This window comes from Rhizobium sp. WYCCWR 11128 (genome assembly GCF_013416305.1).
GTDB lineage: Bacteria > Pseudomonadota > Alphaproteobacteria > Rhizobiales > Rhizobiaceae > Rhizobium > Rhizobium indicum.
The window spans coordinates 57,242-75,534 of the sequence record NZ_JACCEZ010000012.1; the positions used below are offsets into that span (position 1 = coordinate 57,242).

General features: G+C 62.0%; 17 protein-coding genes. 9 read left to right on the forward strand and 8 right to left on the reverse strand.

Translation table 11 applies throughout. From position 1 onward, the window contains the following. Positions 1-7: 7 nt before the first annotated feature. The 3 genes from HX898_RS27725 to HX898_RS27735 all read right to left on the reverse strand — a co-directional run bounded on the left by HX898_RS27725 (position 8) and on the right by HX898_RS27735 (position 4,109). Positions 8-2,212: an RNA degradosome polyphosphate kinase gene (locus tag HX898_RS27725; protein ID WP_062940729.1), complete on the reverse strand. Its 2,205-nt coding sequence runs from the start codon at positions 2,210-2,212 to the stop codon at positions 8-10. A 66-nt stretch (positions 2,213-2,278) separates the two neighbouring features. Beyond that, on the reverse strand, positions 2,279-2,992 hold the full coding sequence (gene hdaA / locus HX898_RS27730; RefSeq protein ID WP_027665286.1) for a DnaA regulatory inactivator HdaA: 714 nt from the start codon (positions 2,990-2,992) through the stop codon (positions 2,279-2,281). Then, on the reverse strand, positions 2,985-4,109 hold the full coding sequence (locus HX898_RS27735) for an AI-2E family transporter (protein WP_138328336.1): 1,125 nt from the start codon (positions 4,107-4,109) through the stop codon (positions 2,985-2,987). Before HX898_RS27735 ends, hdaA begins: the two co-directional genes overlap by 8 nt. A gap of 246 nt (positions 4,110-4,355) precedes the next feature. On the opposite strand from HX898_RS27735, the gene purM reads away from it, so the two are divergent. Beyond that, positions 4,356-5,429 carry a phosphoribosylformylglycinamidine cyclo-ligase gene (gene purM / locus HX898_RS27740; RefSeq protein ID WP_138328337.1) on the forward strand — a complete coding sequence of 358 codons (1,074 nt, stop codon included), beginning with the start codon at positions 4,356-4,358 and terminating at the stop codon, positions 5,427-5,429. Further along, positions 5,426-6,097 carry a phosphoribosylglycinamide formyltransferase gene (gene purN / locus HX898_RS27745; RefSeq protein ID WP_029872931.1) on the forward strand — a complete coding sequence of 224 codons (672 nt, stop codon included), beginning with the start codon at positions 5,426-5,428 and terminating at the stop codon, positions 6,095-6,097. The genes purM and purN overlap by 4 nt, the downstream gene beginning before the upstream one ends. On the opposite strand, the gene HX898_RS27750 is transcribed toward purN, so the two are convergent. From HX898_RS27750 to HX898_RS27760, 3 genes are all read right to left on the reverse strand, one after another. After that, entirely contained in the window at positions 6,094-7,263 is a 1,170-nt protein-coding gene (locus HX898_RS27750; RefSeq protein WP_171599424.1) for an alpha-D-ribose 1-methylphosphonate 5-triphosphate diphosphatase, read from the reverse strand. The genes purN and HX898_RS27750 overlap by 4 nt on opposite strands. 144 nt (positions 7,264-7,407) lie before the next feature. Continuing rightward, the gene (locus HX898_RS27755; protein ID WP_138387607.1) at positions 7,408-8,001 is read right to left on the reverse strand and encodes an NUDIX domain-containing protein; all 594 of its coding nucleotides are present in this window, start codon (positions 7,999-8,001) and stop codon (positions 7,408-7,410) included. After that, positions 7,998-10,202, reverse strand: coding sequence for a molybdopterin oxidoreductase family protein (locus HX898_RS27760; RefSeq protein ID WP_180196357.1), 2,205 nt, complete (start codon positions 10,200-10,202; stop codon positions 7,998-8,000). The genes HX898_RS27755 and HX898_RS27760 overlap by 4 nt, the downstream gene beginning before the upstream one ends. Positions 10,203-10,218: 16 nt before the next feature. Here HX898_RS27760 and HX898_RS27765 point away from each other — a divergent pair, with 16 nt between their 5' ends. Together HX898_RS27765 and HX898_RS27770 are read left to right on the forward strand one after the other, a co-directional pair. Then, positions 10,219-11,088: a 23S rRNA (adenine(2030)-N(6))-methyltransferase RlmJ gene (locus HX898_RS27765; protein WP_129418657.1), complete on the forward strand. Its 870-nt coding sequence runs from the start codon at positions 10,219-10,221 to the stop codon at positions 11,086-11,088. Positions 11,089-11,148: 60 nt separating this feature from the next. Beyond that, positions 11,149-11,745 carry a glutathione S-transferase gene (locus HX898_RS27770; RefSeq protein WP_171599421.1) on the forward strand — a complete coding sequence of 199 codons (597 nt, stop codon included), beginning with the start codon at positions 11,149-11,151 and terminating at the stop codon, positions 11,743-11,745. A gap of 85 nt (positions 11,746-11,830) precedes the next feature. Here the strand turns inward: HX898_RS27770 and HX898_RS27775 are convergent, their stop codons facing one another. Continuing rightward, positions 11,831-12,466: an outer membrane protein gene (locus tag HX898_RS27775; RefSeq protein ID WP_138328343.1), complete on the reverse strand. Its 636-nt coding sequence runs from the start codon at positions 12,464-12,466 to the stop codon at positions 11,831-11,833. A gap of 365 nt (positions 12,467-12,831) precedes the next feature. Between HX898_RS27775 and HX898_RS27780 the strand changes: the two genes are divergently transcribed. The 5 genes from HX898_RS27780 (at position 12,832) to HX898_RS27800 (ending at position 17,395) form a co-directional block, all read left to right on the forward strand. Further along, a complete protein-coding gene (locus HX898_RS27780; protein ID WP_138328344.1) occupies positions 12,832-13,599 on the forward strand; it encodes an SDR family oxidoreductase in 768 nt (255 codons plus the stop codon). After that, entirely contained in the window at positions 13,596-15,638 is a 2,043-nt protein-coding gene (gene uvrC, locus HX898_RS27785; protein WP_138328345.1) for an excinuclease ABC subunit UvrC, read from the forward strand. Before HX898_RS27780 ends, uvrC begins: the two co-directional genes overlap by 4 nt. Before the next feature lie 192 nt (positions 15,639-15,830). Then, the gene (gene pgsA, locus HX898_RS27790; protein ID WP_003547103.1) at positions 15,831-16,421 is read left to right on the forward strand and encodes a CDP-diacylglycerol--glycerol-3-phosphate 3-phosphatidyltransferase; all 591 of its coding nucleotides are present in this window, start codon (positions 15,831-15,833) and stop codon (positions 16,419-16,421) included. Next, entirely contained in the window at positions 16,418-16,672 is a 255-nt protein-coding gene (gene moaD / locus HX898_RS27795; RefSeq protein WP_017959832.1) for a molybdopterin converting factor subunit 1, read from the forward strand. Before pgsA ends, moaD begins: the two co-directional genes overlap by 4 nt. 261 nt (positions 16,673-16,933) lie before the next feature. After that, positions 16,934-17,395, forward strand: coding sequence for a molybdenum cofactor biosynthesis protein MoaE (locus HX898_RS27800; RefSeq protein ID WP_180196358.1), 462 nt, complete (start codon positions 16,934-16,936; stop codon positions 17,393-17,395). 1 nt (position 17,396) lies between these two features. On the opposite strand, the gene HX898_RS27805 is transcribed toward HX898_RS27800, so the two are convergent. Then, complete coding sequence (locus HX898_RS27805) at positions 17,397-18,293, reverse strand: branched-chain amino acid ABC transporter permease (protein ID WP_180196359.1); 897 nt, start codon at positions 18,291-18,293, stop codon at positions 17,397-17,399.

Below are 18,293 nucleotides of genomic sequence, written 5' to 3' on the forward strand. Positions count from 1 at the left end.
TCCAGTATTACTTGTTGTTGCGGCCTTCGAGCAGGCCGGCGATCAGCTTCGGCGCACTGGACTTCAGAGCTTCACCACGGCCGGACAGGCTCGGATTGGTCATGAAATACTGCTGCGCGTTGAACGGTTCTTCGCCCCTGCGCACTTCCATGCGACGCGACGTACCGTCGGGCAATATCTCGTAGCTTTGTTGATTGTCAATCACGTTGCCAAGCATAATCTGTGACAAGACCTGCTCGTGAACGGTGGGATTCGTCAGCGGAACCATGGTTTCGACGCGGCGATCAAGGTTTCTCGGCATCATGTCGGCCGAGCCGATGTAAACCAGCGCCTTGTCGGACGGCAGGCCGTGGCCGTTGCCGAAGCAGAAGATGCGGCTGTGTTCGAGGAAGCGGCCGACGATCGACTTGACGCGGATCTTTTCCGAAAGGCCAGGCACCTGCGGACGCAGGCAGCAGATGCCGCGCACGACGAGATCGATCTCGACGCCGGCATGGCTGGCGCGATAGAGCGCGTCGATGATGTCGGGATCGACAAGCGAATTCATCTTCATCCAGATCGCCGCCGGTGCACCGTTCCTGGCGTGCTGGACCTCTTCCTCGATGTGACGCAGGATGCGCGAGCGCATCGTATAGGGCGAGATGGCGAGCTGCATGCCCTCTTCCGGCTCGCCGTAGCCGGTGATGAAGTTGAAGATGTTCGCCATGTCGTGGGCGATGACGGGATTGCAGGTGAAGTAGGAGAGATCGGTATAGATCTTCGCGGTGATCGGGTGATAGTTGCCGGTGCCGAGATGGCAATAGGTACGCAGTTTGCCATCCTCGCGACGGACGACCAGCGACATCTTGGCGTGGGTCTTGAGCTCGATGAAGCCGAAGACGACCTGGACGCCGGCACGCTCGAGGTCGCGCGCCCAGCGGATGTTCGCCTCTTCGTCGAAGCGGGCCTTGAGCTCGACCAGCGCCGTCACCGACTTGCCGGCTTCGGCGGCATCGATCAGCGCGCGAACGATCGGGCTGTCGTTGGAGGTGCGGTAAAGCGTCTGCTTTATCGCCAGGACGTCAGGATCGCGCGCAGCCTGGAGAAGAAACTGGACCACCACGTCGAAGGATTCGTAGGGGTGATGGACGACCATGTCCTTTTCGCGGATGGCGGCGAAGCAGTCGCCGGCATGTTCGCGGACGCGCTCGGGAAATCGCGCATTGTAGGAGGGAAAGCGCAGATCGTCGCGGGGCGCCTTAGTGATCTCAGACAGGGTGTTCAGCGCCAGAAGACCAGGCAGAACGGCGACGCGATTATCAGGGATATTGAGCGCCTGAACGACGAACTGACGCAGCGAGGCCGGCATTTCCGAGTCGGTCTCGATGCGGATGACCTTACCGCGGCGGCGGCGTTTCAGCGCCGTTTCGAAGAAGCGGACGAGATCCTCGGCCTCTTCCTCGACTTCGATATCGCTGTCGCGGATGACTCGGAACGTACCGGAGCCCTGCACCTCGTAACCCGGGTAGAGCCGATGGATGAAGATGTTGGCGACATCTTCCAGCGTGATGTAGCGGATTGTGTTTCCATCATCCGGCAGGCGGACGAAGCGGTCGAGCGCCACCGGCAGGCGCAGCAGCGCCGTCATCGGCTCGCGGCCGTTCTTGCTGACGAGCTGCAGACCGATCGAAAAGCCGAGATTCGGAATGAACGGGAACGGATGGGCGGGATCGATCGACAGCGGCGTCAGCACCGGGAAGATCGCCTGTTCGAATTCGGCGGCCAGCCACTGGCGGTCGCCCTCGCTCAGGGCGCCGGGGCGCACGATCAGGATGTCTTCCTTGGCGAGATATTGCTGCAGCACGGCGAGCGAGGCCTGCTGCTCCATCTGCAGATGGTCGATCTCCTGCAGGATCGAGTCGAGCTGCTCGGCCGGCGTCTTGCCGTCCGGGCTGCGGATGGCGATATTCTGGCGTACCTGGCCCTCGAGGCCGGCGACACGCACCATGAAGAATTCATCGAGGTTGGCGGCCGAGATCGACAGGAAGCGGACACGCTCGAGCAACGGATGCTCGGTATTCAAAGTTTCTTCCAGGACACGGCGGTTGAACTGCAGCCAGGAGAATTCTCGGTTGATGAAGCGCTCGGGGCTCTTGAGCAGCTCTTCCAGCGGGGGGGTGTTGTCGTTGATTTCCGGAGTGAGTTCCTGATGTTCTGCGACTGCACTATCCATGGTCCGCTTACCCCGTTTTCAATCGCCAAAGGCAATTATATCAGTTTGACGACGGAACTGTGACAGTCAATCGGCCGGTTCCGAATTTCCCAATTCATTCAATACTTCGGCAGCAAGAGACCGGGTGATTTTCGTGCCCCGCGACAGGGCCAGCCGATCAAGCCTTTCGACGATTGTCTGGGCCGCGTTTAGCGACCGCTCCATCCTGACAACGATATAGAGCACGAGTTTGTCATCTATATAAAGCTGCCGGTCGGCAAAGAGCTTGACGATCACCTGCGACAACAGCGCCTCATCGGGTTCGCCGATCTCGACGACGGTTGCCGCTTTCAGGCGCGAGCGCAGATCGGGCAGCAAAACCGGCCACGACATCGGCCAGAGACGGCTGGTCATCAACAGGCTGGTACCGTTTTCGCGGACGCTGTTGATGACGTGGAAGAGCGCATTGTCGTCGAATCCGAGGCGGTCGGCGTCCTCGAACAGCACCGGGCCGGCAGCGGCGGCAACCGCGGCGTCCGAGCCAAGCTCGGGATGGATATCGACGGCGCCGCTCAATTCCCGCCAGATGCGGGCGAGATGCGATTTTCCCGAACCGACGGGGCCGGCGAGCACGACGACCGGCGATGGCCATGCCGGCCAGGCATCGACGATCGAAACGGCGGCGGCAAGACGCTCCGAGATCAGGAGGTCGTCGCGCCCGCTTGCGGCATCGTGCGAAAAGACCAGCGGCAGCTGCTCTCCGGCCTTGCGCTTCGGATCAGCGTTTTTCACGTCATTCATTGGGAACTGATTTCGTCTTCCGGGCGCGGCCACTGGGCGACCCGCCAAAATAAAGATCACTCTGAAGGTAGCGTGAAAGCGCGAAACGAACAAGGACGCCGACGGCCGCCGCCGCCGGCACGGCAACCAGAAGCCCGACGAAACCGAAGAGCGCGCCGAAGGCAAAGAGCGCAAACATCAGCCAGACCGGATGCAGGCCGACACTGGAGCCGACGAGCTTCGGCTGCAGAATGTTGCCTTCCAGGAACTGACCGCTGAAGAAGACAACGAGCACCAGGCCGATCCACGGATAATCGGGCCAGAACTGCACAAGCGCGACGCCGACCGCCAGCACGAGGCCAACCATCGAGCCGACATAGGGAATGAAGCTGATCATGCCGGCGAAGAGGCCGATCAGCAGGCCGAAATTCAGCCCGACGAGAGAAAGGCCGACGGCATAATAGATGCCGAGGATGAGGCAGAGCGAGCCCTGGCCGCGGATGAAGCCGGCAATCGCCTGGTCGATCTCCTTGGCGATCTGGCGAACATCGCTGACATAATCGCGCGGGATCCATTGGTCGACCTTGGCGACCATGCGGTCCCAATCGAGCAGGATGTAGAAGGCGACGACGGGGGTGACGACGAGCAGCGATATGACGTCGACGATCGCTTTGCCGGAATTCCAGATCTGCGCAAAGAGCCCGGTGAGGAAGCCCATGCCCTCCGACAGGATGCCCGAGAGATTGTCCTTGATCGTGCCCATCTGGTTCTCGACCCAGTCCGGCAGCAGCGAATTCTGCGCCTGCGCGATAAACTGCTGTAATTGGCTGATATAACCCGGCAGACGTTGAGCGAAATCGTTGAACTGGCTGATCAGCACCGGAATGAGGATCATCAGCGCCAGCGCGAAGACGATGACGAAGGCAACGAGAATGCCGATGGTCGCCATCATGCGGCTTAGACCCAGCCGCTCCAGCCGGTCGGCCACCGGATCGAGGAAATAGGCGATCGCCATGCCGGCGATGAAGGGCAGCAGGATCGAGCTGAAGACATAGAGAAAGGCGATGAAAAAGACGAGCGCCGCCAGCCAGAAGAAGATCTGACGCTTGAGAATGTTCCCACTGACTTGCTGTGGCATTGCCTTCCCCGCTGATCGCTCGCCGCCGCCGAACGCCGCATGCGATCCGAAGCGGCCATTCAGCACATAGGATGCAGGCGCAAAGATGGTCAACCCTGTCGCGCCGAATCCCGGAAAGGCCGGAAGAAGACGCGGGAAATTGGGGGCTTTTGCCATGCAGCGCTTGCATAAAAGCCCCTGTCATGCAATTGCGACCGGCAGATGACGCGGCACGTTTGCCGCCTGAAATAGCCATCGGAGACCAGCATGAGCCAGTCTGGGAAAAACGGCCTGACATATAGCGATGCGGGCGTCGACATCGATGCCGGCAACCTGCTCGTCGAGAAGATCAAGCCGGCGGTGCGCTCGACCCGCCGTCCCGGCGCCGACGGCGAGATCGGCGGCTTCGGCGGGCTTTTCGACCTCAAGGCGGCAGGCTTTACCGATCCGGTTCTGGTCGCCGCCAATGACGGCGTCGGCACCAAGCTGAAGATCGCGATCGATGCCGACTATCACGACACCGTCGGCATCGACCTCGTCGCCATGTGCGTCAACGATCTTGTGGTACAGGGCGCCGAGCCGCTGTTCTTCCTCGATTATTTCGCGACCGGCAAGCTCGACCCCGACCAGGGCGCGGCCATCGTCGGCGGCATTGCCGCCGGTTGCCGCGAGGCCGGCTGCGCGTTGATCGGCGGCGAGACGGCCGAGATGCCCGGCATGTATTCCTCCGGCGACTACGATCTCGCCGGCTTTGCAGTCGGTGCGGCCGAACGCGGCAAGCTCCTGCCATCCGGCGATATTGCCGAGGGTGACGTGATCCTCGGCCTTGCCTCCTCCGGCGTCCATTCCAATGGCTTCTCGCTGGTGCGCAAGATCGTCGAATTGTCCGGCCTCGATTGGGATGCACCGGCGCCGTTCGCCGAGGGCAAGAAGCTTGGCGAAGCCCTGCTCGAGCCGACACGCATCTATGTGAAGCCGCTTCTGAAGGCGATCCGCGAGACCGGCGCCATCAAGGCGCTGGCGCACATCACCGGCGGCGGCTTCCCGGAAAATATTCCGCGCGTGCTGCCGAAGCATCTGGCGGCCGAGATCGATCTTGCCGCCGTCAAGGTGCCGCCGGTGTTTTCGTGGCTCGCCAAGACGGGCGGCGTCGAAGCCAAGGAAATGCTGCGCACCTTCAACTGCGGCGTCGGCATGATCGCCGTCGTTGCCGGCGAGAATGTCGCGACGGTTTCCGCCGCACTCGAAGCCGAGGGCGAGACAGTTATCACGCTCGGCCGCATGATCGCCCGCGAAGAAGGCGCTGCCGGCACGGTCTACAAGGGCACGCTTGCCATATGAGCTCGCCGCGCAAACGCGCCGTCGTCTTCATATCAGGCAGCGGCTCCAACATGATGGCGCTGGTTGCGGCGGCAAAGGCAGCCGACTATCCGGCCGAGATCGTCGGGGTGATCTCCGACAAGGCGGATGCCGGCGGGCTTGCCAAGGCCGCCGCCGAAGGCATCGCCACCTTCGCTTTTCCCCGCAAGGACTACGCCAGCAAGGATGCGCATGAGGCGGCGATCTTTTCGGCGCTCGACGAGCTTAAACCCGATATTCTTTGCCTGGCAGGCTACATGCGGCTGCTGACGGCGACATTCATCCAGCGTTACGAAGGCCGGATGCTCAACATCCACCCTTCCCTGCTGCCGCTGTTTCCCGGCCTGCATACGCATCAGCGGGCCATCGACGCCGGCATGCGGATCGCCGGCTGCACGGTGCATTTCGTCACCGAAGGCATGGATGAGGGGCCGGTGATCGGCCAGGCGGCCGTGCCGGTTCTTTCCGGCGACACGGCCGAAAGCCTTGCCGCGCGTGTGCTCACCATCGAACACCAGATCTATCCACAAGCGCTGCGGCTCTTTGCCGAAGGCCGTGTGACGATGGAAGGCGGCAAGGCCGTCGGCGCGGAGGCTTCGACCGCCGCACCCAAGACCCAGCTTATTTCGCTGATCGGCGACCGCGCTTAAGCCGCCAGCGCCCGCAACGGATGCAGCGTGCCGTCGCTGTAGACGAAGCGGCCGGCGCGGAAGGTGGCGCGGATGCGATTGATATCACCCGGCTCGACCACGACCAGATCGGCGCGTTGGCCGATGGCGATCTCGCCACGATCCGACAGACCGGCGGAACGGGCCGCATTGCCGGTCGCCATGGCGACGCCTGCCGGCAGGCCGCCTTCCACCATGTCGGCAAGCTTGAAGATGCCGGGCACGAAGGCAGCCGGATGATAATCGGCGGCGATGATGCTCAGCAATCCGGCCCTTGCAGCATCGAGCGCGCTGAGATTGCCCGACATCGACTGGCCGCGCAGCGCGTTCGGCGCGCCCATCAACGTCCAGAGGCCGCGACGGCGCGCCTCCTCCGCCGCAGGTGCAGTGACCGGAAACTCGCTGATGGTGACGCCGAGATCGTGCATCTCGGCGACTTTTTCGGCGCTGTCATCGTCATGCGAGGCAAGCGACAGCTTGTGCTTCAGCGACAGCGCGACAATCTCCTTCAGCTTGGCCTCGATGTCTGGATTGCTGCGCATGGCGATGCGCTTGGCAACGATCTCCGCCGCCATTTCCTCGGAGATGGCGCGGCGCTCGGAAATGCTGAGGATGTAGCTCTGCAGGTTGTTGTACTGTCCCTGGCCCGGCGTGTGGTCGGTGAGCGAGACCATGTCGATCTGATCGGCATTCAGCAGGCGCTCGAGCGCAGGAGCTGCACCAACATTGGTGATTTCGTAGCGGGCGTGGACGCGGTGGTCGATCAGCAGATCGTCGCGCAGGCGATTGATGCCCTCGATCACCGCTGATGTCGTCTCCAGCGAACGGACGTGGCCGTAGACGCTTTCGGTCGCAAAGGAGACGGCGGCAAACGCCGTGGTGACACCGGCGGCGGCAAGCTTCTTGTCGAGTTCGTGGATACCGAAATCGATCGGCATCGTCGCGTTCGGCCGTGGGGCGATCTCGCGCTCGATCATGTCGCCGTGGAGATCGACGAATCCCGGCATCAGCAGCCGCCCGCCGCCATCGATGGCAGCGCCGGCGACCGGCTCCGGCCTGATCTCGGCGATGGCGCCACCCTCAACACGCACGGAACCTTCACTCACCACCTCGTTTGGGAGAACGAGGGTGAAATTGCTGAGCCACATGGGCTTTCTCCTGACCGCATTCGATGATTGACAGACCGCAGCGGATAGAACCGCTTCGTGACAGTCGTATGAAATTTTGCGCCGTATCACCTTAAAGCGGAAACTTGCGCTTTGGAAATGATCCGATGCGGTCGCCCCGCAGATTCAGGCCGTCAGCCTTGCCCTATTCAACATGGCCCATTGCAGGAGCACGATCGTTTTGACGTCGAAGATCTCGCCGGTTTCGATCATCGCTGCCGCCTCGTCGAGCGGGATCTCAAGGACTTCGATATCCTCGTGTTCCTCGTCCAGGCCACCGCCTTCGGCCACGCGGTCGGCGATGTCGACGAGGGCTGCGAAGAAATGCACGACCTCGGTGACGGCACCCGGCGATGTATAGGATCTGAACAGGAAGCGCGCATCGCGCAGGCGATAGCCGGTCTCCTCCATCGCCTCGCGACGGATCGCCGCTTCGGGATGGTCATCGTCGAGAAGGCCGGCCGGCACCTCGATTATCCAGGCGGCATCGCCGTTGAGATGAACGGCGAGGCGGAATTGGCGGACGAGAACGACGAGGTCGCGCTTGGGATCATAAAGCAGGATGCAGGCGGCCGGCGTGCGGTGGTAGACCTCCCGCTTCAACCGTTGGGTTGCGCCCTTGCGGTCGATATAGTCGAGGAGGTAGCTGCTCAGCCGCGTCCACCCATTCGACAGTGTTTCTTCGCTGACGATCTTCACGCGTGATTTCGGCTGCATCATGCTGCGTCCCTGCGAAGCCAGACCTTGTTGTCATGGACGGCCGCCCCGCCATAAGGCGCGACAGGGTCGGCGCCGGTCAAGACGTTGATGCCCTCGCCGTCAACATGCGCCTTGTTCGGCCAGAGGCCCTCGGCAATCAGCACGCCTGACTTCACTTCGGTAGTGATACGGGCGTGGATGCGCAGATCGCCGCGGCTGTTGCCGATTCGGACAAGATCGCCATGGACGATTCCGTTGGCTTCGGCGTCGGCCGGATTGATCATCACCTCGGGGCGGCCTTCCTTCTGGCGGGAGGTCTTGGTCTCGGAAAAGCTCGAATTCAGGAAGTTGCGCGCCGGCGACGTGGCGAGCCGGAAGGGATGCTCGGAATCGGCGACTTCGATGACATCGACCTGATCGGGGAAGGCCGGAAGCGCGGCGTGCGGCCCAAGCGCGCCGATCGCCGCTGGCGGCTTATTCGGCGCCGGCTGATTGATCCAGTCCGGGCGGAAATGGAACTTGCCATCCGGATGGGCAAAGCCGTTTAGGTAATGCGCTTCCTCGAAAGCAGGCTGGCGATCGAACCATTTATGTTCGAGGAAATGGTCGTAGCCCGGCAGGCCGCTCGATTCGAGGATGCGGTCGACCATCTCTCGGGCGGTGAAGCCGAAGCCGGGGCGATCGGCGACGCCGAGGCGTTTGGCAAGTTCCTCGATGACGAAGAGATTGGTGCGCACGGTCGGCGGCGGTTCGACCAGCTTCGGCCCCAGCAGGATATGGTTCTGGCCGCCGGCGCGGTAGATGTCGTCATGTTCGACGAACATCGTTGCCGGGATGACGATATCGGCGATCTCGGCCGTTTCGGTCATGAACTGCTCATGCACGGCGACGAAGAGGTCGTTGCGGGCAAAGCCGCGTCTGACGAGGCGCTGCTCGGGGGCGATGTTTGCGGGATTGGTGTTCTGGATCAGCATAGCCGTCACCGGACCGCGGTGGCGCAGCGCCACGGCATCGCCGGTCAGCACGCGGCCGATCTGCGACTGGTCAAGCATGCGGATATCGGCATCCTTCATCGACCGGCCGGTCAGTTCCGCGCCGTTCATGCGGAAGATATCGCTGTTCGAATGGAAGGCGCCGCCGCCCTCATATTGCCAGGAGCCGAGAACGGTGGCGATCGAGGCGGCCGCATGCATGGCGACCGCGCCGTTGCGCTGGCGGGTGAAGCCGTAACCCAGGCGGAAGAAGGTCTTCTTCGACGTGCCGACGAGGCTGGCGAAGGCTTCGATCTCCTCGACCGAAAGGCCGGTGATGGCAGCGGCCCATTGCGGCGTCTTCGTTTTCAGATGCGCTTCGAGACCCTCGGGATCATCGGCGTATCTCGCCATGTACGCGCGGTCGGCGTAACCGTCGCGGAAGGCGATGTGCATGACGGCGCAAGCGAGTGCGGCGTCGGTACCCGGCCTGACGATCAGCGCCATGTCGGCCTGCTTCATCGTCGGATTGTCGTAAATATCTATGACGACGATCTTCGCGCCGCGCTCCTTGCGCGACCTGATGGCGTGGGTCATCACATTGACCTGGGTCGACACCGCGTTGGTGCCCCAGATGACGACGCAATCGGTGCGGCCCATCTCGCGCGGATCGGGACCGCGCAGCGTGCCGGTCGCCATGGTGAAGCCGGTCCAGGCGGGGTTGGTGCAGATCGAGGAGAAGAAGCCGGAGTAGCGCTTGGCATGACGCAAGCGATCGATGGAATCGCGCTGCACCCAGCCCATGGTGCCGGCGTAGAAATAGGGCCAGATCGCCTCGCTGCCGTCCCTTGCCTCGGACTTCACAAAGGCTTCGGCGATCTCATCCAGCGCATCGTCCCAGGAAATCTGCTGCCACTGCCCTGCCCCCTTGGCGCCGGCGCGGCGTAGCGGATGCATCAGGCGGTCGGGATGGTAGAGCCGCTCGGCATAACGGGCGACCTTGGCGCAGATGACGCCCGACGTGTAGGAATGGTCGCCCGCGCCGCGCACACGGCCGATGCGGCCATCCTCCGATATCTCGACCTCCAGCGCGCAGGTGGAGGGACAGTCATGCGGACAGGCCGTGTGGCCCACCCTGTTGTCCGGCTTTTCTGATTTGGCTTGGATGGGGGTCGCAATGTTCATGGCATTTGTATATTCCAAGGCTTGCACGGCCAAAAGCCACAAAAATTTCCCATGACGCGAATTCATACGGACATCAGCGAAAATGAACTACCGCCACATCTATCACGCGGGCAACTTTGCCGATGTGCTGAAACATGTCGTGCTGACGCGGCTGATCCGTTACATGCAGAAAAAGGATGGCGGGTTCCGCGTGCTCGACACGCATGCTGGCATCGGGCTCTACGACCTCTCCTTGGAAGAAGCGCAGAAAACCGGCGAATGGCTCGATGGCATCGGCAAGCTGATGGAGGCAGACCTCGGCCCTCAGGTTTCCGAACTGCTGGAGCCCTACCTCTCGGCGATCCGTGAACTCAATCCTGAGGGCGGCATCCGTTTCTATCCCGGCTCGCCGAAACTTGCGCGCATGCTGTTCCGGCCGCAGGACCGGCTGTCGGCGATGGAACTGCATCCCGAGGACTATGTCAGGCTGCACCGGCTGTTCGAGGGCGATCACCATGCCCGCATCACCGAGCTTGACGGCTGGCTGGCGCTCGGCGCGCATCTGCCGCCGAAGGAGAAGCGCGGCATCGTCCTCGTCGATCCGCCCTTCGAGGAAGAGGACGAATATCAGCGGCTGGCCGAAGGGCTGGAAAAGGCCTATCGGCGCTTTCCCGGCGGCACCTATTGCCTGTGGTATCCGCTGAAGAAGGGCGCGCCGATCAAGGAATTCCACGAGACCCTGCAGGCGCTCGACATCCCGAAAATGCTCTGCGCCGAACTTGCCGTCCGCAGCGACCGCGGCATTACGGGACTGACGGGCTCAGGCCTCGTCATCGTCAACCCGCCCTTCACGCTGAAGGATGAGTTGCACCAATTGCTGCCCGCATTGAAGGACCATCTGGCGCAAGACCGTTTTGCCTCGCACCGCGCCTTCTGGCTGCGCGGCGAGAACAAGGCGGTCAAGGACGATTGACCGGGCAACCCGCTTCGGGAATAGTCCGCGCCGCAGTTCCACAATCTCATCAGGTGTCCCATGAAGCTCCTTTGTTCGCCCGCCTCGCCCTATTCCAACAAGGTACGGATGGCCGCGCATTTTCTGGGCCTGGAGGTAAACGCCATCCGGGTCGACACCAATACCGGACCGGCGATCCTGGTGGACAACAATCCGCTCGGCAAGATCCCGACGCTTCTGACCGATGACGGGATCTCGATATACGACAGCGTGGCGATCATGCATTATTTCGACCGGCTGACGAAGGGCGGGCTCTACCCTTCGAAGAACGGCAAGCGCACGGATGCGGAAATCCTCGAGGCGCTCTGCGACGGCATCTGCGACTGCCTGCTGGCGATCGTCTACGAGCGGCGCTTCCGCGACGAGGAAAAGGTTCATCAGCCGTGGATAGACCGGCAGTGGAAGAAGGCGACGAGCGGGCTCGCTCATCTCAGCGCCAATCCGCCGAAAACAGGCAAGAAGCTCAATGGCGGACATTTCGCGCTGGCCGCGACGCTCGATTATCTCGAGCTGCGCTTCAAGGACCAGTGGGAAGCCGATCATGCGCCGCTGATCGACTGGCAGCGGCAGTTCGACAAGAAATTCCCTGCCCATAGCGAGCTCAAGTCTGAGGGTTGAGCGGGCTCAGCGTCTGGAGCAACGAGCGGACAGCAAAAAGCCGGGCGACGTGCCCGGCTTTTCCATGTCAGGATATTCAACCCGCTTAGAACTTGACGCCGATACCGAGCTTGACGCTGTTCTCGTCGTAACCGCGCGAGAAGCTGCCGGAGTCGAGGTCGTAATCCTTGCTCTGGTAGTCGGTGTAGCGATATTCGAGGCGCGTCGTGATGTTGTTGGTCACGAAGGCTTCGACGCCGGCGCCGACCGTATAGCCGAAGTTCGTCTTGCTTTCGTCCGAGGTGTCGTCGGAAACCTTGACGTCGCCGATGGCAAGACCGGCCGTGCCGTAGAGCAGGAAGGGGTTCATGTCATAGCCGACGCGGCCACGGACGGAGCCGTTCCAACCATACTTGTTCTTAACGCCGCCTGAGGAGACGTCGTCGCCGCTGTAGCCGAGATCGGATTCAACACCGTAAACGATCTGGCCCTGCTGCCAGTTGTAGCCGGTGAAGACCTGGCCGCCGAAACCGTAGGTGTGGCGGTCGGAACCGAAGTCACCCATGTTGTAGGTGCCGGCGCCGCCGAGGTAGAAGCCTTCCCAGTTGCCTGCCGGCTTGACTGGTGCGTCCTGGGCGACCGGTGCTTCCGGAATCTGGTCCACGGCATCGGCCGCCTGAGCTGCCGAGACGCCCGCAATTGCAAAAACGGAGGCCATGAGGCCAGCAATGAGTACACGCATACTTAATCTCCTTTCAGTCCCGCGCCGCTTGTCATCTGTCTATCAGTGAAGCATTGGCGGGATATTGCCAGATGTCCCTTCCGGATCGAGACTGAAATTGGAACTCAAATGCGGATTTGAAAGAGCCAAATTGTGATATCATTGTGGCTGCCGCATGGCTGAAATTCGATGTTGCTTTAGCGCAACATACATTTCATTAACCCTACTGAAGTGTTAAACTTAAAATACTTATTTTAAGAAATCGCATTCTTAAATAATACATAGAATATCCCCCTCCCCGACGCAACCGCAACGGCCTATTTATATAATCTCCGTCGGCCCCTATATAGTTTGCAGACAGACTCGCGGGATCAGAAGGCACGATCTTGAACCACAAAAGACTTCGCTCGGCCCTTATAACAGGGGCTGCTAAAAGAATAGGCCGGGCAATCGCCGACGACCTTGCTGCAAATGGCTTTTCCGTTGCCATCCACGCGAACGGCTCCATCGGTGAGGCCGAAGAGCTGGTGGCGGAATTGCGGCGGAAGGGATATCGGGCAATCGCCCTGCAGGCCGACCTCACCGATATCGGCGAAACGGGTGAGCTCATTACAAGGGCGTCGGAAGCGCTCGGGCCGCTCGATCTGCTCGTTAACAATGCGTCGGTCTTCCAGCATGATTCAGCGCGTAGTTTCAATGCCGCCACCTGGGCAGTGCACTTCGACCTGCATGTCCGTGCGCCCTCTATCCTTGCGGCGGCCTTCGCGCAGCAGATGCCCGCTGAGGCAGCGGGGCTGATCGTCAATATCATCGACCAGCGGGTCTGGGCACTGAGACCCAGCTTCTATTCCTATACCCTCTCCAAATCGGCGCTGTGGACGGCGACACAGACGCTTGCACAGGCATTGGCGCCACGCATCCGCGTCAATGCCATCGGCCCCGGCCCCTCGATGCCGAGCGAGCGGCAGGCGATGGAGGACTTCCAAGCGCAGGTCTCAGCCCTTATCTTGCAGCGAGGGCCGGCGCTGGAGGAATTCGGACAAACGATTCGCTTCCTTTACGACACGCCCTCGATCACCGGCCAGATGATTGCCCTCGACGGCGGCCAGCACCTCGCCTGGCAGACGCCCGATGTGGCGGAGATTACGGAATGAACGGACGAAAGCTGCCGGATGGCGGCGTTCTCTACGACGACACGGACGAGAGCGAAGACGATACCGAGGTGGAAGGCGACGCTTCCGTCGCCGCGCCGCTTACGGCTGCTGTCGACTGGAATGCGGGCAGCCTCAATGAAACCGGGCTCCTCGGCGCGGAACTGATCGGCGAATTCGTCAAGCGACTGCCGAACAGTCCCGGCGTCTACCGCATGTTCAATGCCGAGGGCGACGTGCTCTATGTCGGCAAGGCGCGCAGCCTGAAGAAGCGCGTCAACAATTACGCCGTCGGCCGCGTCCATTCCAACCGCATCGCCCAGATGGTGCGCCAGACGGCGAACATGGAATTCGTGACGACGCGCACGGAAACCGAAGCGCTGCTGCTGGAAGCGAATCTGATCAAGCGCTTGCGGCCGCGCTTTAATGTGCTTTTGCGCGACGACAAGTCCTTTCCCTATATCCTCATCACCGGCGACCACCGGGCGCCGGCGATCTTCAAGCATCGCGGTGCGCGAGCGCGAAAGGGCGACTATTTCGGACCCTTCGCTTCGGCCGGCGCGGTCGGGCGGACGATCAACTCGCTGCAGCGCGCCTTCCTGATCCGCACCTGCACCGACAGCGTCTTCGAAACGCGCACGCGACCCTGCCTGCTCTACCAGATCAAGCGCTGTTCCGGGCCGTGCACCCACGAGGTCAGCGATGGGGGGTACGGCGAACTGGTGCAGGAGGCGAAGGACTTCCTGTCCGGCAAGAGCCAGAAGGTGAAGTCGCATATGGCCGAGGCGATGAACCAGGCGGCCGAGGACCTCGACTTCGAGCGGGCGGCGATCTATCGCGATCGCCTGGCCGCACTTTCTCATGTGCAGAGCCATCAGGGCATCAATCCGGCCGGTGTCGAGGAGGCTGACGTTTTCGCCATCCATCATGAGGGCGGCATCTCCTGCATCCAGGTATTCTTTTTCCGCACCGGCCAGAACTGGGGCAACCGCGCCTATTTCCCGAAGGCCGATCCGCAGCTTTCGAGCGCCGAAGTGCTGAATTCCTTCCTCGCGCAGTTCTACGACGACAAGCCGGTGCCGAAGCAGATCATGCTGTCGCAGACGGTGGAGGAGTTGGAGCTGCTGGCCGCAGCACTCGGCGAAAAGGCCGGCCACAAAGTTTCCATCCTGGTGCCGCAACGCGGCGAGAAGCGGGATCTGGTCGACCATGTCGTTGGCAATGCACGCGAGGCGCATGGGCGAAAGCTTGCCGAGACGGCGTCGCAGTCGCGGCTGCTCGAAGGTTTCAAGGAAACGTTCGGGCTTACCTATGCACCGCAGCGCATCGAGATCTACGACAACTCGCATATCATGGGCACCAATGCCGTCGGCGGCATGGTGGTCGCGGGGCCGGAAGGTTTCGTCAAGAACCAGTACCGCAAGTTCAACATCAAATCGACCGACATCACCCCCGGCGACGACTTCGGCATGATGAAGGAGGTGATGACGCGGCGGTTCTCGCGGCTGATCAAGGAGGAAGGCATCCCTGACCGGACGGCGCAGGTGGCCACCCCCGATGCAGCCGACATGCCCTTCCCGACCTGGCCCGATGTGATCCTCATCGACGGCGGCCAGGGACAGATGACGGCGGTGCGCGCCATCCTTGCCGAACTCGGCATCACCGACAGCGTGACGGCGATCGGCATCGCCAAGGGCGTCGACCGCGATGCCGGGCGCGAACGCTTTTTCCCGCCGGGACGCGAGAGCTTCACCCTGCCGCCGCGCGATCCGGTGCTCTACTTCGTCCAGCGCATGCGCGACGAGGCGCATCGTTTCGCGATCGGCTCGCACCGGGCACGCCGCAAGAAGGAAATGATCAAGAACCCGCTCGACGAGATCGGCGGCATCGGCCCGTCGCGCAAACGCGCGCTGCTCCAGCATTTCGGCACGGCGAAGGCGGTTTCGCGCGCCGCCCTGTCCGACCTGATGGCGGTGGAAGGCATATCGGAAGCCGTCGCCAGGCAGGTCTATAACCATTTCCATGACGACGCCGCGAAATAACCGGCGTCCGTCGCAAATTCCACGCAAAGGCGGTGAAAAGACAGAAAGAATGTTGACGGTCCGCAGCCAAAGCCGTCATCTACCGCATCGGCCCGAGCATGATGCGGAGGTTCTAAAGTGTTACAGTGTCCTTGGCTCGTCTGAAAAGGCGCGCGGCGCTGTAGCGGTGCATCAATTCAGAGAAACGATCCCATGGCATCGCGTGCGTACAGCATTCCCAATCTTCTGACCTACGGCCGCATCCTCGCCGTACCGTTGATCGTTCTCTGCTTCTTCATCGAGGGCAGGCTGTCGATCAGCAATACGGCGCGTTGGGTGGCGCTGTGGATCTTCGTCATCGCCTCGCTCACCGATTTCCTCGACGGTTATCTCGCGCGCATCTGGAACCAGACGTCGAATATCGGCCGCATGCTCGATCCGATCGCCGACAAGCTGCTTGTCGCCTCGATCCTTCTTCTCGTCGCGGCCGACCAGACCATCGCCGGCTGGTCGATCTGGGCGGCGATCACCATTCTCTGCCGCGAGATCCTGGTGTCGGGGCTGCGCGAATATCTGGCGGCGCTGAAGGTCAGCGTACCGGTGACGCGGATCGCCAAGTGGAAGACGACGCTGCAGCTCGTCGCCATCGCCTTCCTGCTCGCCGGCCCGGCCGGCGACGAGATTTTCCCCTATACGACGCAGACGGGCATCGCGCTGCTGTGGATCGCGGCGCTGCTGACCATCTATACCGGCTACGACTATTTCCGCGCCGGGGTGAAACATATCGTGGATGACGAGGAATGACGCGGCTTGTCTATTTCGCCTGGGTGCGGGAGCGCATCGGCAAGGGCGAGGAGGAGATCGACCTCCCCTCCTCCGTCGTCACCGTTGCCGATCTGTTGAATCATTTGAAGACGCTGGGCGAAGAATATGAGACCGCACTTCAATATCCCGACGTGATCCGCGTGGCGCTCGACATGGAGCATGTCGAGCATGACGAGCCGATATCAGGCGCGCGGGAAATCGGGATATTTCCGCCGATGACGGGTGGATGAGGCGGTGATGGTGGTGCCGTGTCGCTACCCCCCTCTGCCCTGCCGGGCATCTCCCCCACAAGGAGGGAGATTGGCTGGAAGCACGAACTTCCCCAAGCAATCAACGTCGCAGCCCGGAAAAACTGTAGATGGGCACGATGGTCAAGCCGCCTGTAATCTCCCTCCTAGTGGGGGAGATGCCCGGCAGGGCAGAGGGGGGGTGGCACGGCACGCCCTCTCCATAGCCTCCGCTACGAGATCAAAGCAGTTGGGGATGTTATCATGACCATCGCCCCCACCATCCGCGTCCAGCATGAGGATTTCGACCTGCAAGCTGAGGTCGATCTGCTCTCCAAAGGCAAACCCGGCATCGGCGCCGTCGTCACCTTTTCCGGCCTCTGCCGCGATGAAGGCGGGACGCTGGCTGCCCTCGAGCTCGAGCATTATCCCGGCATGGCGGAGGCGGAGATGCGGCGCATCGGCGATCTTGCCATCCAGCGTTTCGGGCTGCTCGGTGTCACCGCCATCCACCGCTACGGGAAGATCGCAACTGGCGAGAATATCGTGCTCGTCGTCGCAGCAGCACCGCACCGGCAGGCGGCGTTCGACGGCGCCAATTTCGTCATGGACTTCCTGAAGACGGCAGCCCCCTTCTGGAAGAAGGAGCACGCCAGGGATGGCGCCACCCGCGACTGGGTCGCGGCGAAAGACGCCGACGACGCAGCCCGCGACAAGTGGAAATAAGTTAGAGCACGACGCGCTCCCTGCGGCTCATGACCAAGAGCAGGACGAGCAGCGAGAAGACGACCAGATCCCGCCAGACGAAGGGGCCGTAGGCGCCCCACATGGTTTCGACGACGGCAAGCCCGGCAGCGCCGCCCGCCGAGCGCAACGGATCGGAATAGCCGCCGACCGCCGCGATCAGCAGCACCTTCAGCCCGAACATCAGGCCGGCGCCGAAATCCATCGAGCCGTAATAGAAAGTCGCAAGGATGCCGCAGATGGTGGCGACGAGGGCTGCGGCCCCATAGGCGACGAGAAAGACGCGGTTGGCGCTGGTGCCGCAGAGTTCGGCTGCCAGCGGATCATCGGTAACGGCGCGCCAGACGCGGCCCCAGGCTGTGCGCCTGAGGATCAGCGTACCCAGGACGACGATGGCGCACATCAGTGCCGTGTTGATCAACTGGATATGGGTGAGCGTCACCTTGAATGGGCCGTCGCTCCAGAAGACGACCGTGTCGTTCAGGAATGGCGGTAACCAGATGGCGCGGGTATTGGCGGCGAGCCTGGCGGTCTCCATCAGCACGATCATGATGCCGAGGGCAGCGACGATGACCGTATTCGGCGATTTGCTGACCAGCGGCATCATGATCGAGCGGCCGATCCATAGGCCCGCCGCCAGCGAATAGACGATGGAAGTGCAGGCGCCGACGGCAAGGGCGGCCGGCAGCACCAGCCAGAAGCGGTTGAAGGCGAGTTCGGTGAAGAGCAGCAGGATCTGGCCCGCGAAGGCAAAGATCGCCCCATAGGTGATGTCGGCCCGCTTCGTCACGCCGAAGGCTACGGCATAACCGAAGGCAAGCGCGGCATAGAGGGCGGCCAGCGGAACCGCATTCGCCAGCTGCTGCAGAAGATAAGCCAT